The following is a 14740-nucleotide window of genomic DNA, read 5'->3' as shown; positions in this document are numbered from 1 at the left end:
CTAGAGAAGTCCCAAGGGGTTCACATGTGAACCATTGATGATCGTTTCGAAGTGCAGATGGCAGCCGGTCGAATTGCCGGTGGTGCCAACGTAGCCTATAACCTGGCCCTGCTTCACATGCTGGCCGACGCTTACCGCGATGCGGGACATGTGGTGATAGTTGGTGGCCAGGGCCTTGCCCTTGATGACGCCGTGAGAAACGGTGACCTTGTTACCCGAGGATCCGCCCCAACCGGCCATCCACACTTCACCGGAGGCAGCAGCCGTGATTGGCGAGCCGCACTGGCCGCCGAATCCCCAGTCAATGCCTGCGTGGACATAGCCGCCACGGCCGCCATAGTCGATTGTTCCAGCTGGAGTCGGGCGCCACCCGAAGGTCGAGGTCAATCGGTTACTGGTAGTGGGCTTAACCAAACCCCAGCTGCTTGGCTCGGCATATGTCGGTGCCTTTGGCTCGGATTTCGGTGCTACATAGGCCTTCTTCTTGTAGGCCTTTTTCTCTGCGCGAGCTTCTGCTGCCTTGCGCTCCTGCTCAGCTTCGTAGGCCGCCTTTTCCTCAGCGATGCGCTTTCGCTCGGCTTCTGCTTCGCGGCGCGCTTTTTCTTCTGCCTTGCGCTTGCGTTCGGCAGCTTCCCTGATCAAGCGCTCCTGGCGTTCCTTGATCTGCTGGTTGACCGCGGCGTATTCCTTCTGCTGCGATTGCAGTTTCGCCTGGATACGCGGCTTCTGCGCTTCAAGTTCAGCACTGAGTTCTTCGGTGCTGGCAACCAGCGCATCCAGTTCGTTCTTGGCGTTCTGCGCAGCATCTCGCGCCGCCTGCTCCTGCGCCAAGGCTTCCTCAGCCTGGGCTTTCAGGGAGGAAATTTCCTTTTCAACAGCAACCAGGCGAAGCTTGTTGCTTTCATTGCTGGCTTGTTCCTGGGCCAGGTCATTGTATGCGGCATTCTGGGATTCCATGGCGCGGTTGGCCATGTCCAGGCCATCGGCCATCTTGGTCGCCGAATCCATGTTGAGGATCATGTCCAGCCCGCCAGAAACGCCGCCGCGCTTATAAGCCTCAGAAGCGATCTGCGCCATCGCATCTTGAGCGTCGGAAAGCTTAGCCGCGTTTTCCTCGATCTGCTTAGCCACTTCATCACGAGTCGCTTGCGCGCTGATTAAGCGGTTGTTGAGATCGGAAAGGGTGGCCTGTGCATTGGCTACGCGGCTTTGCGCGTCAGCCAATGCCTGCTGGGCTACAGGAACCTGTGCTTGCTGGTCACGCAATTTCCTGTCGGTTTCTTGAATGTCGGCATCCAAGAATTCCATGTCGTTCTCGAGGGTATCGATGTTCTTTTCGACTTGAGCTTTCTTGTCGTCCAGCTCATCGGCGGCTACCAGCCCTGCGGGCAGCGTGAGCGCGAGAGCCATTGCTCCACCGATGGAGGCGCGTAAGAATTTACGTCGCACTGCGTTCGACAGCATAAAGCTCCTTTTAGAAATTGCGTACTTCAGTTCAAGCCTAGATAACGTTTCAGCTAAACCTTCAGGTAACGCTTCAACGTTACCACTGATGAAATTGTGGCCAAAACGATACCAATAATCAAGAGTATCGGAGCAACTAGCCATATTTCGCTGGTGGAGATGAACGCTACACCGACGTTTTCATTGGCCAACTTATCCTCGACGAGGAACTTCAGCAGCAACCACAAGGTGCCAGAAGCCAGCAATCCACCAATCAGCGACGCGATGACTCCTTCGATAATGAACGGCAGCTGAATCGTTGCTTTCGATGCACCAACCAGTCGCATGATCGTTGTTTCGAGTCGCCGGTGCATGGCTGAGAGCTGGATAGTCGTACCGGTCAGCAGCACCGCGCAAACAATCATCACGATTGCAACGACAGCAGCGGCGGCGGATGCCACGCGCACCAACTGGAAGACCTTTTCAAGCAGTTCCCGTTGGTCAATGACCGAGTCAACGCCTTGTACCGTGGAGAACGCTTCGTTGATCACCGGATACTTCTCCGGATCTACCAGTGCGACGCGGAATGATTCGGGCAGCTGCTCAGCAGTGACCTGGTCAACCAATGCCGAGTTCTCGTATTGGTCGAGGAAGTTTTCGTATGCCTGGTCCTTCGACTCGTAGGCGAATTCCTTGATATACGGCGTAAGCTGCTCTGATTTGAGCATCTCTTCAATGCTCTGGCGCTGCTCTTCGGAAACCGCGCTACCAGCGCAGTTGGGCGAAGTGCTCGTGTCATCGCAGAGGTACACCGCAACTTCCATGCGGTCGTACCAGTAGCCCTTCATCTGGTTGATCTGGAGCTGCAGTAATACCGAGGCACCGACGAAGGTCAACGATACGAAAGTCACCAGCACCACAGAGACGACCATGACGACATTCTGCCGCAGGCCCTTCGCCGCTTCGCGGAGAATAAATCCTAGTCTCACTGGTCCTCGTCTTTCTTGTCCTCAGCAACCTGTGACTCTTCGTCGTACTCCACGGCGGAATCGCCGACGAGCAGTTCGCGCGAACCGTCCTGGTTCACCACGGTGGTCATCGGGGCGTACTGTCCATCAATTTCATCGCGGATGACCTGCCCGCGACTCAGTTCAATAACGCGGTGGCGGTATTCGCTCACCAGTTCATGTGCGTGCGTAGCCATCAGGACAGTCGTACCGTTCTGGTTAATGCGGTTGAGCACGTTCATGACTTCGATGCTGTTCTTGCGGTCGAGGTTACCCGTAGGCTCATCGGCAAGCAGGATCGAGGGCCTGTTCACAATGGCGCGGGCAATGCCGACGCGTTGCTGCTCGCCACCGGAAAGTTCAGTTGGCTTGCGACGCGCCTTATCTTCAAGGCCGACCATTTTAAGTGCATCTGGCACACGCTCGCGGATCTGGGCCCGTGAAGCTCCAATGACCTCCATAGCGAACGCGACGTTGTCGAAGACCGTGCGCTCGCGCAGCAGGCGGAAGTCCTGGAAAACGAAACCGATGTCACGGCGCAGCTTAGGCACACGGCGGCTCGGAATACGGTTGAGGTTCTGTCCCGCCACGTAGACGGATCCGTCGGTGGAGCGCTTTTCGCGCAGCACCAAGCTGAGGAAGGTCGACTTACCCGAACCGGATTCGCCAACCAAGAAGGCGAACTCGCCACGGTCTATCTCGATGTTTATATCGTCCAAAGCTGCATTCTGCTGCTTTGGCTCGTAAACCATCGAGACGTTTTCGAATTTAATCATGTCTTCAATCGCTAGTCTTCGTCGGGGCGCGACCCACGAATACCAATCTCGAGATCAAACGTCTTTTGGTGCGCCAGTCTTCCAAACACTATCGGTGCCAGGTAGCTAACCAGCCGAAATATAAGGTGTGTTGCGAGATTCATGCCGTACATACAGCTAACGCAGAATGCCCAGCTTAGGCATGACTAGCTGGAATTAGCGAAACGGAGTTCGTAACGGTGATGATACTTACACCCTCTGTGGCAAAAGCGTTTAGACCAGCTGGAATTCGCGATTTCGCTTACTTACTAGGGCGACGCTGTCCTGCACGCCAGCGGATGCCTGCATCAATGAAATCGTCAATTTCACCATCAAGTACTGCCTGGGTATTGCCGACTTCATGTTCGGTACGCAGGTCCTTGACCATTTGGTACGGATTAAGCACATAGGAACGCATCTGATCGCCCCAAGATGCCTTCACATCTCCGGCGAATTCCTTCTTCTGGGCGTCTTCTTGTTCCTTCTTCAGAAGCAGCAACCGCGATTGCAGAACTCGAAGTGCGGCAGCACGGTTCTGGATCTGCGACTTTTCGTTCTGCATCGAGACGACAACTCCGGTAGGAATATGCGTCATGCGTACTGCAGAGTCGGTGGTGTTAACGCTCTGTCCGCCAGGGCCAGAGGAACGGAAGACGTCCACGCGGATTTCAGATTCAGGGATTTCGATGGTGTCAGTCTGCTCAATCAGCGGCACGACCTCCACTGCGGCAAACGACGTCTGGCGACGTCCCTGATTATCGAATGGTGAAATACGAACCAGACGGTGCGTGCCGGCTTCTACCGAGAGTGTGCCGAAGGCATACGGTGCGTCGATTTCGAAGGTTGCCGATTTAAGGCCGGCCTCCTCGGCATACGAAGTATCCATAACGGTGGCCTTGTAACCACGGCGTTCAGCCCAGCGCAGGTACATGCGCAAAAGCATCTCTGCGAAATCGGCGGCATCAACGCCGCCGGCACCGGAGCGAATCGTGACAACCGCTCCGCGAGCATCGAATTCACCGTTGAGAAGGGTAACAATTTCGAGTTCGGCAAGGGACTTCTGGACGCTGACGAGCTCTCTATCCGCTTCGTGCAACGTATCATCGTCGTCTTCAAGTTCAGCAAGCTCAACCAAGACTTCCAAATCGTCGATGCGGGTCTTAAGCCGGGTCAGCCGTTCCAGCTCAGACTGGCGATGCGATAGCTTGCTGGTAACGATCTGCGCGGCGGCCGGATCATCCCAGAGGTTCGGAACGCCAGCTTCCTCCGAGAGGACTGCGATGTCAGCTTTGATCTGCTCGACATCGCTCACGTCTTCAATTGCGGAGAATGTAGAACGCAGTGAGCGGATTTCAGCGGAGAAGTCAGTTTTTGCCATGGTCCTCTAAGACTACGTCATTTAGCCATTGATCAATGAGTCCGGTGCTATCGCCGAAAAGAAGTTCCAATCGAGGTTTTCACTGAAAATCGCGCTGTGGAACCCCTAGCCAACTTGCAAGGCTTGCATCCACGGGTCGATCGGGAATCCGGCCAGTCAGTTCTCGAACAGTATTTCTGAACTGGGATTTGGAGGTGGGGTCCGCAAGCTTCCAAAGAAGCCCGAACTACCGCAAAAATGATGGATCCGGTTGCGCTGGATCCATCCTTCTTGGATTCCGCTCCTGGGGCATGCAGCAGCGTTGCTCGCTGACACGTTCTTTCTCTTGCTTCCCCGTACTTGTGCATTTCCCGCTTCCCTGGAACATCCATGCTGCTCTGCGCGGAGGTGTTCACCTGCTCAGTACAGTTCTTGCTGATGAATCTACAGATATTGGTACTCCGTCTGGAACGATCCACCCCACTATCGGCGGTTGCACCGAGCCCTGCAGCACGAGATTCGCGCCTTGCCCATCAGGCGTGATCTGCACCCGGCCAATGCGTAAATTGTCGACGCGGCCGGCCGCACCCACATCCGAAAGGTACTGTTGCACGGCTTGTTGCACGCGCTGCTGGTCCAACTGAATCCTCGGGTCGCCATTGTCCGCAACAAATTCGAATTCATCCACGGCAGCCACGACCGCCCCGTCGGCAATTGACAACAGCTGACGCGCTTTGAGGTTGACTGCGCTGACTGCTAGCACCACTGAAATAGTCAGCAAAGTGATGGCGCACAAGCCGATTGCCAGCACTAAGGATTGTCCATCCTCGTCCCGTGGATTCAGGGCAGCGCGTTTTGTCCTAGCCAAAGCGATCAGTCCTTTGCGAGGCTGAAGAATCCACGGTGAAAGCAGATACCTCTGCCCAGTCGGAAACGAAAGGAAGGGGAACATCCAACGCTACCGTCACAGTGACGACACTGCCCGGACTCAAGCATTCCTTGTCGCAACTAATCGATGTGCGAGCGTCGGCATATCCAAAGTTGTTCATGGTTCTTCGTACGACTGCGTGCGCATCTGACCTTGCCTGGGCGGGGTTATCGGCGGCGGCGAAAACCTTCGCTGCATGATCAGCAGCTCCAACCACGGCATAGCTACCGCCTTGCAGCTGTCCGACGGCCAGAATCAGGTACACCATGGGAATCAGCAAGACAGTTGAAGCAAAAATAAACTCCACTATCGCGCTGCCGCGATCTTCGGCCCGGATTCTCTTGTGCATCGCGGCAGCGAGATACTTGGCTCTACCCATAACGCACAGCTTCTCCCTGAACCTGCAAATCCCACCCGTTGGGCAAGAACCCGATTAAGGGCACCCTCGTGTTAACCGATACGGTTACCAACTGGCTATCACCAACGCGGGTTGTGCTCACAGCAATGTCACGGGCAAATCCGCCATGCAAGCTTTCGGTGATCAATATCCGAGTTCTGCTTCGAGCGTCGGATACTGACCGATTGGCCAAAGCACCGTAATGGGCGCCGTTCGATGCTGCGTCAATCAGGGTGTTGCGCACATGCAGTACCAACGCGAGTTGGATGAGCATCATTGCGATGACCACAAGCAACGTTGTGACCATGACAAATTCGGCTACAGCAGACCCGTTCTCGCAATCTACAAGTTCCGCAGATTCCGAATTTCCAGGAGACCCCGCACTCGACCACATGCGCGGTTATCCCAATCCGGAAACTCGATCGATCGCTTGGTTGAACAGGTCCTGCAGCCTAGGCCCTGCAATGGCCAGCAAGGCGGCAACCAGCAACGCGGACATGAGTGTAATCATGACCCATCCGGGCACGTCGCCTCTGCTATCCCTGAGTTTCGGGGAAACCTTACGAAAGAGTAGTTCACCGGTTGCAGTGATTTGCAATACCAGTTTGAGCATCATTTCTTGTATGTGATTCATGACGGCCCTTCTAACTTGCTAAAGGATTTCAAAGTGGGAGATTCAAGTTTTTCTATGCTCCGATCAATAACTCATCTCCAATAACGCCAGACCGGGGAATACGGCGAAAACGATCGTGAGAGGAAGAATTCCGAACACGACCGGGACCAGCATGGAAATCTCGCGTTTTCCTGCAACTTCCATAAGTTCTCGTTTGGACGCATCGCGGACGTCTTGTGCTTGGTCTCTGAGCACTTGAGCCAATGGTGTGCCTCGCTCTGTTGCAACAACGATTGCATCGACAAATCGCGTCATGGCTCCAACTTGCATCCGGTCGGACATATTCTGCATCGCTTGGACCATCGGTGTGCCTGCGTGAATGTCGTTCAAAGTCTTGGTGAATTCGTCACCGATCACCCCGTGGCAGATTCGTGAAATTCTTTCGATGGCCCCGGTGGTTGATTCGCCTGCGCCGACAGTTAGCGCCAGCACTTCGGCCACGGTTGGAAACTGAGTCAATATTTTCCTGGCCCGCCGATGGATCTGTTCGCCAAGCCACCAACCACGCAATGCATAGCCAACAATCCCGAAACCAACAACGACTAGCACCGATAGGATCAAAGAGACATGATACTGAACGGCGGCAAAGGCCATGAGCGCAGATCCTGCTACTAGGCCTGCCAGAGCATAAACAATTTCTTGAGACCGGTAGTCAATTACGCTCATGTCCAATCCGGCAGCGTTCAGACGCTTCCGAAGAGTACTTGCCGAAGGACTGTGCAGGCTAGCCAGCTTCTTGATTTGCAGCAACATGGGGGCAGCGAGTTGGCCTAAAGCCGAGTGCCCGGAGTCAGAGTGCCATGAGTCTTCCAGCATGCGTGAGCTTCGAACGCCAACGCGAACATGGGGCGCAATACGATCAGCGAAGGCCATTCTTCGCCAGCCCGGCAGGTTCACAAAGACCAGCCAAAGGCCTATGCCAAGTCCCAAACCGCAAAGCGCCGCCCACGGTGTATAGCTGTTCATGCCAGGACTCGTTCTTCTACTGGCAAGGTGCCCAGCCGGAGCATGATTCGATAGCAAACGAGGGAAACCAGCATGCCCAGGCATAGCACTATCACTCCCCCGAACGTCATATATGCATCCTTCGCAGCTTCCTGGGTGCCCAAGACCAACAGCAAGATCCATGGCGCGGCGACTGCCAAACGCGCTGCCGAGACAATCCATGATTGGCGGGCAGCGAGTTCCCCTCGTGTTCTCACGTCATCGCGCAAGAATGCCGACAAAGTTGTGAGCGTATGCCCCAAGTCGGTGCCCCCGACTTCACGCGTAATCCGCAATGTCGTGAGAATCTTGTCGGCTACCGGGTCTGCCAAGCGTTCGCCCAGCTGGTCCAGCGCCACGGAGAAGTTCGCTGTGGCTCGATAGTCCAATGCGAAATCCCGAAATAGCGGACGCAATACCTGCGGGCCGACGACAGCCAATTGGCTCAATGCTTCGGGAAGAGATAGGCCCGCCCGGATGGCACTTCGCAAGTGATCAACCACCTCTGGCCATTGTTCTTGCAATGCTGTGCGGCGCTTGGTGGCTTGATGGCGCAGGTAGACCCATGGTGCGAATGAACCGAAGATGCTAAACACCAAGGCGAAGAGCCACGAAGCGGTGAGTCCCAACGTCACCAACGCGGAAGTCAGCCCGCAGACCAAGCAAATCACGATGAATTTTGCCGGAGCCAGATTGCTCATTCCTGCATGCAAAAGAGCATTCTTGATGGCCGAGCTTCGTTTGGGCGATTTTGCCCACGGGGCGAAGAGCAACCAGTCAACCATAAGGGCAATGCCTAGCCCGCCAAGGAGAGCAAAGAAAGCAACCACCGCTACACCGCCATCAAATCGGCAATATTGATTCCAGCGACATCAAACTTTTCATGGGACCAATCGGCTCCCCGAGCCGGCAGCAGGCGATCGGCTTGCCGCTCGAATAGCGTCGAGGACTCAATTTGTCCTTCCTCCACGCGGTTGCGCACGCTGAGAATCTCGTTGACATAGCGATGGCCCTGTGGACTCCGCACGCAATGAACCACAAGGTCAATGCATGCAGCCACGGTCTTGATGGTGAAGTCGCTGGTGATATTTGGTCCTGCAAGCAACGGCAAAGTGCAAATTTTTGTGATAGCGTCGCGGGCAGAATTCGCATGCAAGGTACATAGCCCCGCGATTCCCGAGTTCAGGGCAATGAGCATATCCAAGGACTCTGCTTCGCGGACCTCGCCGATAATGATCCGTTCCGGGCGCATGCGCAAGGCCTCCTTGACCAGCCGGCGCATCGTGATTTCACCGGTGCCTTCAAGATTGGCGAGGCGAGTTTGCATTGCAACGACATCTCTCAGTGAAAGATTCAGCTCAAAGATTTCCTCGATGGTGATAATGCGTTCCCTGGGGCCGATCGCTGATGCCAGACAGTTGAGCATTGTCGTTTTGCCGGCTTGTGTAGGGCCAGTAACGATGACATTCAGACCGGCACTGATCGCCGTAGAAAGGAACCTCGCTGCTTGTTCGCTCAAGGCTCCCAGCTCAACTAGATCTTCAAGTTTTCCCGCGCGAGCAATGAACTTACGAATGTTGATGGCCCAATGCTCATGGGTGATGTCTGGAATCACAACGTGAAGACGAGACCCATCAGGCAATTGGCAGTCGACGAATGGCTGGGAAAGGTCCAGACGCCTGCCCGACGTTTTGAGCATGCGTTCTACTAGAGCCGCGATTTCTGCCGATTCCATGCGTATGTGGGTCAGTTCGCTTTGGCCACCTCTGGCGCAAAATACTTGATGTGGAGAATTTACCCAGATCTCTTCAACAGAAGGATCATCCAATAAGGGTTGCAGCGCTCCGAACCCGGCCACATTATCGAATACTGAACGTTGGGCAGCCTCTAGCGATCCAAGTGAAGGCACGGCGCCAAGCAATGCGCGTTCGTCGTAGTCGCGAATGACCTCTTCAATAAGTGATCGGATCATCGCTGGCTGCTTTGCCGGGTCCAATCCACGCCGGCGAACCAGCTCGCGTACTTCGTCTTCGACAATGGACAGCGCATCCACGACTGACTCCTTTGGCTTCCCTACTGGAGGATCCCGATCTCGGGGACTATCGGCGAGCGCGTCGTCGGTGCAGCATACCTATTCGTATGACAAGGGATGCTATCTGCAGCAGAGACCGCTTTCAAGAGGTTCCCGAAGTTGTGGATAGTTCTTGGTACTTTCTCCACACCAAGATTCTTATCTTCCAGCGCCGCCCTCAATGCTGGTTTAGATGGGAACGACAACATTCCATTACATTCAGGAGACCTCATGGTCCGCTATGAATTACTTCTGATTTCCCGAAAATTCCAGCATCCGCGGCAATTCGAACTTGTCATGTCCGGACGAATATCGGGCGAGCAGCTCGCCGCACTGCTGCAGCAGCATTTCCCGGGACAACGATGGTATTCGGGAATAACGCGGATAGAAGAGTTGGGGATCTTGCATGCGTCTGAACGTCTTCTGCTCAATGAATTGCCCCAACCTGTTCGCGCCACAAGCACCACAGCTTCGTGCCTCAAGTTATATGTAGTTCGCGGCCCCGACGCTGGTGCCTGGATTCCGCTCACAAAGGGAGAACATGTCATCGGCAGAACCGCCCCATTATGGTTAGAAGATCCGCTGGTGTCCCGGGTTCACGCGAAGTTATTCGTGACAACCCGGAGCTTGCGCCTGGTAGCCTGCTCTGAGCAGCAACTTGTCATGCCAGATGGCAGCCGCTGCGAGTCCGTGGAATTGGAACACGGATCGCGTTTCTTTCTGGGCAACACTGAATTCGCTGTCGGCGATCCATTAACCGCCCAATCCGGTCAATTGGTAACCCCCGAACAATTGGAAATCCAAGTACCTTCCAAGCCCGAGCTGTCCCGCTTAATTGCTCTGGTCCTCGCAGCATTCGTTCCGATCATCTCCGGCGTCTTGCTTGCCTTGGTTACCGGTTCGACGCTCTTTCTGATCTTGAGTGGCGTTTCGGCCCTTATGGGTATGGTGCCTGCCGGTCAACTGTTCGTGGAGCGTCGCGAATGGAAAAGGGAAATGGAAGTGCAACGAGCTTCCGCCATTATCGCGAGAAGTAAATATACTCCGGCTCTCGGCGAATCGTTCGTAGCCGGACTGGATTCCGCTTCTTTGGGACTGCCGCATGCCCGGATACCACCACTGGTTTGGGGCGAGGGACTGTGGTCTCCGCAGGACACCTCTCGTTCTGATCCCACGGGGATCCGCAAAGTATTTCGTAGCCTCAGGAAGACGAAGTCGGATGCGCCCTGGTTCGGTCCAGTATTTTTCCCGAGTACCCCGAGCGTCTGGCAGCTGAATTCTGCACAAGGGCAAAGCGCTGGGGCTATTCTGGCCGCAGTACTTGCACGCTATCTCCCGGCCATACATTCCGGCCAGATACGGCTCGTGCTCGATCCCAGTGTCAGGTGTCTTCCGGCGTCGCTGCTTTTGGTGAGCAACGTTTCCGTGGCCCACCTGTCGATTCCCGAAGAATCGAGCTTCACCAGGAAAGAGGAAACCAACCTGGCGACGTTGTACGTCACTGCCCAGGAACCTCAACCTATTTCCGGCGCCCTGGTGCTGGGCGTTTCACCGGTGCTGGCCGAATCCGTGGAGAATTGGATTGTTCCAAGCCCCGTGTCCTCGCGTTTGCCCGACGAACGCTTAGTGCTGCAGAACCTAAGCACGCTGAGCCTTTCGCGGTTCGACAGGATGGTGCAGCAGTATGTGCAGCTGCAAAAGCAGGCAATAACCAAGAACGCAGAATCCATTGCATCCCCATCACTAGCCGTACGGGCACATCTGGGCCTCGATGAACAGCAAGAGGACGTGTTCCTTGATCTTCATGTGGATGGTCCGCATGTACTGATTTGCGGCACTACAGGGTCAGGCAAGTCAGAAGCGCTCAGGCGCCTGATTGCTGATTTTGCCCGGAACTACCCGCCGACTCAGCTTGCCTTCGCACTTATTGATTTCAAGGGTGGAGCTGGACTAGGCGTCTATGCAGGTTTGCCCCATGTCCAGCTCTTCGCAAGCGACCTCGATGAGGCAGCGGCTCAGCGCACGTTGGAACAACTAGAACATGAGGTGCGGCGGCGCGAGGAGCTTCTGGCAGCACAAGGCTGCAGCGACATTGCGGAATATCAAGATCTCGACGAATCAGGCCCGATTCTGCCTCGCTTGCTGGTAGTCATTGACGAATTCCGTGTTTTCGTCGAAACGCTTCCTCAAGCCAGCGCCAGAATTGATCGTTTAGCTGCGGTGGGTCGAGCTCTAGGAATCCATCTGATTCTCAGCACGCAGCGTCCGGCTGGCGCTTTGACGGGACAAACCAAGGCGAACTTAAACACGACAATCGCATTGAGGGTAAACGACCCGGGTGAGTCCGTGGAACTGGTGGGCTCCACCGAGGCGTCCAAACTCCTCCACCCCGGACAGGCGATCATCAAGGGCGCTTCCAAGCCCACTAGGAACATGCAATTCCAGCTGGCCATCGAGCCGCCACTGCACGGCGAACTATTCGAGCGGAATCGTCAAGATCTCAGCCTTCGTCCGTTGTGCCGATTCGAAAAGAGCATCGCGTCAGTCGCTGGAGATCGCTTGCAAAACCATGCAGCAGAACTTTCCTCACAGTGGTCCACTTCGGAGCTCCCGGTATCTGGTTTTGCTCCAGCGTTGCCTCGGCCAGCAGAACCAACGCACTCGCCAGATACGTGGGATGGGAAGGAACGAGGAACGATTTACTGCGGCGTTGCAGATAATCTGCATTTGGCCCGGCTTGAACCTTTGATTCTTGACCCTGCCCGTTCACGATCAACATTGATCTGCGGCTTGCCAGAAGCCGGTGCCCGAACCCTGTTCGCTTCCCTCGCCCGTTCGCCCAGAAAAATACTTTGCTTCGGTCCGTCGCCGATCCCGGATGCCACTGAAAACGTCAAGGTTGTCACGGGTGAGGATCCCTATGGCTTTTTCGATGCTGTCGACTTCCTGGAATCCATGCCCAGTGATCCAGCATTGATCATTCTCGTTCATTCACTGGCCCAGCTGCAGTCCAATATCCACCCGCAACATTTCCAACGCCTGGACGAAGCACTCGGTACGCTATTGCGTTTCGGCGGCCCGCAATCGCCTATGGTGATTTGTTCAGTTGACCGCGACCAAAACGCGTTGAAGTCCACCGGTCTTTGTACAGAGCAATGGTTCTTCCCATTCAACGCTACCGAGTCATTAAAGATGATGTGGCCCAAGATCCCGGCCTGTTCGCTTTTGCCGGGTCGAGGGGTCAAGCTGAGTTCGGGGCATCCTCCGCAGGTCTTCCAACTCACCGAAGTTCAATTAGCTGAAATCCCGGGAAGCACCTGGCCCGAAGTGCCTTCGGCTTGGCAGATGCCTTCAGGTTCTGCCCTTCAACCGGCAAACTTTCTGGGATACTCGCCCTTCGATGGTGAGGCGGTCCCTCGACCAGCAGGGCCGATGGTTGTTGTGCTGTGCCCCGATACGCAACAGCGCCGGCAGCTGACTGCCGTACTCGCTGTGCGTTGGAACTCCCCGCATATTTGCGGCCTACCGGACTTTGAACGGTTCGTACGTTCTCTCGAGGACGGCTCGTACCGTGTTCGGCAGGACTTGCTTTGCCTCTTCCTCGAAACCACCAATGACTCTCGGTTGCCACCGCTCTTGAACGCTCTGAATTCTAGGGGAATCGGTGTCGCGCTATTCGTTCCGCCGTCCAGCAGGATGGCCTTCGACCTGGGATTGAGCGCCAACGGGTTCGATGATCGCCAGGTAGTCGCTGTCGAAGCCCATCATCCGCAAGATCTTCAACCGATGAATTGGCAGCCAATCCATCAGGTGCCTCATCAAGGAGCCAAAGACTATTGGTGCGCGGTCATCTCCAAACGAGGCAAACCGCGGATGATTCATATTCCGTACGAATTATCTGCTGGCAATTCAGCGGTTTGGCCGGTCTCCGAGGAATGCGGTGGTCTTCGGCGCGAAGAGCATCACCACAGTGGTTCCGGCGACCACGATGGAAAGTACCGCCGCGGCCGTCACCATCGGGATATTGGAGCTCAGGAATGAAACAGAGAGGATGAGCTGGAATAGTTGCCAAACGACAATCGGAGCACGAGTGAACGCTTTTCCCTTGAAGAAGTTGACAGCTACCGAGCCTTGCCAAACGGCAAGAAGCAAGCACAGGGCCAGCATGAATAACTGCCCGCCCATATTGACTGTTCCGTTGGTGTCGAGGTTCAACATGTAGCTGACGGCGTACGCCAGAACAGCCAGGGCCTCAATTAGGACAAGCGCGGCAACCACGAAAACACTGGTTGGGCGGGACGAGATTGCATTTTCGTTGCTCACATCAACAATTTTCGTTGACCTTCTGCAGGAACTCAAACCGCAACAATTGACTTTTGCTGTTGCTCGCGCCACACCTCTGATAACTAGCGGATCCTAGTGCCAAATGCCATGTGAGAAAGCACTCAGGCATTCAGCAACATTTCGCTACCGTGACTCTTGTTTACTTCCGCGTTACATGAAAACCTTATGTGGTCGGTTAAACGAAGTGCCCGAATGGACTTCTCCGACCTTTCGAGACGCCAGATGTTAACCGCTAGGCAACCAGGATTTCATTTCACTCCTAGTTATTTTTTGCCTGTGTGTTGATTGTCGTTGGTGTTTCACACCCTCTCAGATTTCAAGGAGCATCAATAAGCATGGATTGGCGTAGCCGCGCGGCGTGTCTGGAAAAGGACCCGGAACTGTTTTTCCCAGTGGGAAACACCGGTCCGGCCCTGTTGCAGATCGAAGAGGCCAAGAGCGTCTGCCGTCGATGTGAAGTAACCGAAACCTGCCTGCAGTGGGCTATTGAGTCCGGCCAGGATGCAGGCGTCTGGGGTGGCATGAGCGAAGATGAGCGTCGTGCCTTGAAGCGTCGTGCAGCACGAGCTCGCCGCGCTTCCTAATTAAGCTGCGCTCGAGGTAATTCTCGCAACCCGAGACGCTATACGAAATCCGCCAGAGGTAAACACCACTGGCGGATTTCGAGTTTAAGCGACAAATTGTCAGCTCAGCTAGGTACATTAAAAGTAGTATTCATGTTCGAAAGGATCCGTTAGTGACT

The 14740-nt window shown here is 55.1% G+C and carries 13 protein-coding genes; 2 read left to right on the top strand and 11 right to left on the bottom strand.

Going from position 1 to position 14740, the window contains the following annotated elements:
* From ACWICV_RS00340 to ACWICV_RS00290, 11 genes are all read right to left on the bottom strand, one after another.
* Positions 1-1410, bottom strand: a complete 1410-nt coding sequence (locus ACWICV_RS00340) for a peptidoglycan DD-metalloendopeptidase family protein (RefSeq protein ID WP_332487267.1) — start codon at positions 1408-1410, stop codon at positions 1-3.
* 107 nt (positions 1411-1517) lie between these two features.
* Complete coding sequence (gene ftsX / locus ACWICV_RS00335) at positions 1518-2432, bottom strand: permease-like cell division protein FtsX (RefSeq protein ID WP_454090941.1); 915 nt, start codon at positions 2430-2432, stop codon at positions 1518-1520.
* A complete protein-coding gene (ftsE, locus tag ACWICV_RS00330) occupies positions 2429-3226 on the bottom strand; it encodes a cell division ATP-binding protein FtsE (protein ID WP_105658367.1) in 798 nt (265 codons plus the stop codon). The genes ftsX and ftsE overlap by 4 nt, the downstream gene beginning before the upstream one ends.
* A 280-nt stretch (positions 3227-3506) precedes the next feature.
* Positions 3507-4622 (bottom strand): peptide chain release factor 2, encoded by a 1116-nt coding sequence (gene prfB, locus ACWICV_RS00325; RefSeq protein WP_105658366.1) that lies wholly within the window; start codon positions 4620-4622, stop codon positions 3507-3509.
* Positions 4623-5013: 391 nt separating this feature from the next.
* Positions 5014-5469 (bottom strand): hypothetical protein, encoded by a 456-nt coding sequence (locus tag ACWICV_RS00320; protein ID WP_133834484.1) that lies wholly within the window; start codon positions 5467-5469, stop codon positions 5014-5016.
* Entirely contained in the window at positions 5462-5908 is a 447-nt protein-coding gene (locus ACWICV_RS00315) for a hypothetical protein (protein ID WP_105658364.1), read from the bottom strand. The genes ACWICV_RS00320 and ACWICV_RS00315 overlap by 8 nt, the downstream gene beginning before the upstream one ends.
* A complete protein-coding gene (locus ACWICV_RS00310; RefSeq protein ID WP_400290717.1) occupies positions 5901-6320 on the bottom strand; it encodes a TadE family protein in 420 nt (139 codons plus the stop codon). The genes ACWICV_RS00315 and ACWICV_RS00310 overlap by 8 nt, the downstream gene beginning before the upstream one ends.
* Positions 6321-6326: 6 nt before the next feature.
* The gene (locus ACWICV_RS00305; RefSeq protein ID WP_286134310.1) at positions 6327-6542 is read right to left on the bottom strand and encodes a hypothetical protein; all 216 of its coding nucleotides are present in this window, start codon (positions 6540-6542) and stop codon (positions 6327-6329) included.
* 81 nt (positions 6543-6623) lie between these two features.
* Positions 6624-7565: a type II secretion system F family protein gene (locus ACWICV_RS00300; protein WP_400290715.1), complete on the bottom strand. Its 942-nt coding sequence runs from the start codon at positions 7563-7565 to the stop codon at positions 6624-6626.
* The gene (locus ACWICV_RS00295; RefSeq protein WP_105662565.1) at positions 7562-8413 is read right to left on the bottom strand and encodes a type II secretion system F family protein; all 852 of its coding nucleotides are present in this window, start codon (positions 8411-8413) and stop codon (positions 7562-7564) included. The genes ACWICV_RS00300 and ACWICV_RS00295 overlap by 4 nt, the downstream gene beginning before the upstream one ends.
* Before the next feature lie 2 nt (positions 8414-8415).
* Positions 8416-9636 carry a CpaF family protein gene (locus ACWICV_RS00290; RefSeq protein ID WP_402473779.1) on the bottom strand — a complete coding sequence of 407 codons (1221 nt, stop codon included), beginning with the start codon at positions 9634-9636 and terminating at the stop codon, positions 8416-8418.
* Between the two features lie 249 nt (positions 9637-9885).
* Between ACWICV_RS00290 and ACWICV_RS00285 the strand changes: the two genes are divergently transcribed.
* Complete coding sequence (locus tag ACWICV_RS00285; RefSeq protein ID WP_454090942.1) at positions 9886-13695, top strand: FtsK/SpoIIIE domain-containing protein; 3810 nt, start codon at positions 9886-9888, stop codon at positions 13693-13695.
* A 638-nt stretch (positions 13696-14333) separates the two neighbouring features.
* Positions 14334-14582 (top strand): WhiB family transcriptional regulator, encoded by a 249-nt coding sequence (locus tag ACWICV_RS00280; protein WP_013348560.1) that lies wholly within the window; start codon positions 14334-14336, stop codon positions 14580-14582.
* Positions 14583-14740: the final 158 nt, after the last annotated feature.

It is taken from the genome of Glutamicibacter sp. NPDC055354, from assembly GCF_053644955.1.
The sequence above is the reverse complement of the archived record's forward strand: the minus strand, read 5'-3'. Positions and strand labels throughout refer to the sequence as shown.

Coding starts and splice junctions, on each gene's coding strand:
- ACWICV_RS00305 (WP_286134310.1), bottom strand. CDS start 6,542: ATGATGCTCAAACTGGTATTGCAAATCACTGCAACCGGTGAACTACTC.
- ACWICV_RS00310 (WP_400290717.1), bottom strand. CDS start 6,320: ATGTGGTCGAGTGCGGGGTCTCCTGGAAATTCGGAATCTGCGGAACTT.
- ACWICV_RS00315 (WP_105658364.1), bottom strand. CDS start 5,908: ATGGGTAGAGCCAAGTATCTCGCTGCCGCGATGCACAAGAGAATCCGG.
- ACWICV_RS00285 (WP_454090942.1), top strand. CDS start 9,886: ATGGTCCGCTATGAATTACTTCTGATTTCCCGAAAATTCCAGCATCCG.
- ftsE (WP_105658367.1), bottom strand. CDS start 3,226: ATGATTAAATTCGAAAACGTCTCGATGGTTTACGAGCCAAAGCAGCAG.
- ACWICV_RS00300 (WP_400290715.1), bottom strand. CDS start 7,565: ATGAACAGCTATACACCGTGGGCGGCGCTTTGCGGTTTGGGACTTGGC.
- ACWICV_RS00280 (WP_013348560.1), top strand. CDS start 14,334: ATGGATTGGCGTAGCCGCGCGGCGTGTCTGGAAAAGGACCCGGAACTG.
- ACWICV_RS00340 (WP_332487267.1), bottom strand. CDS start 1,410: ATGGCTCTCGCGCTCACGCTGCCCGCAGGGCTGGTAGCCGCCGATGAG.
- prfB (WP_105658366.1), bottom strand. CDS start 4,622: ATGGCAAAAACTGACTTCTCCGCTGAAATCCGCTCACTGCGTTCTACA.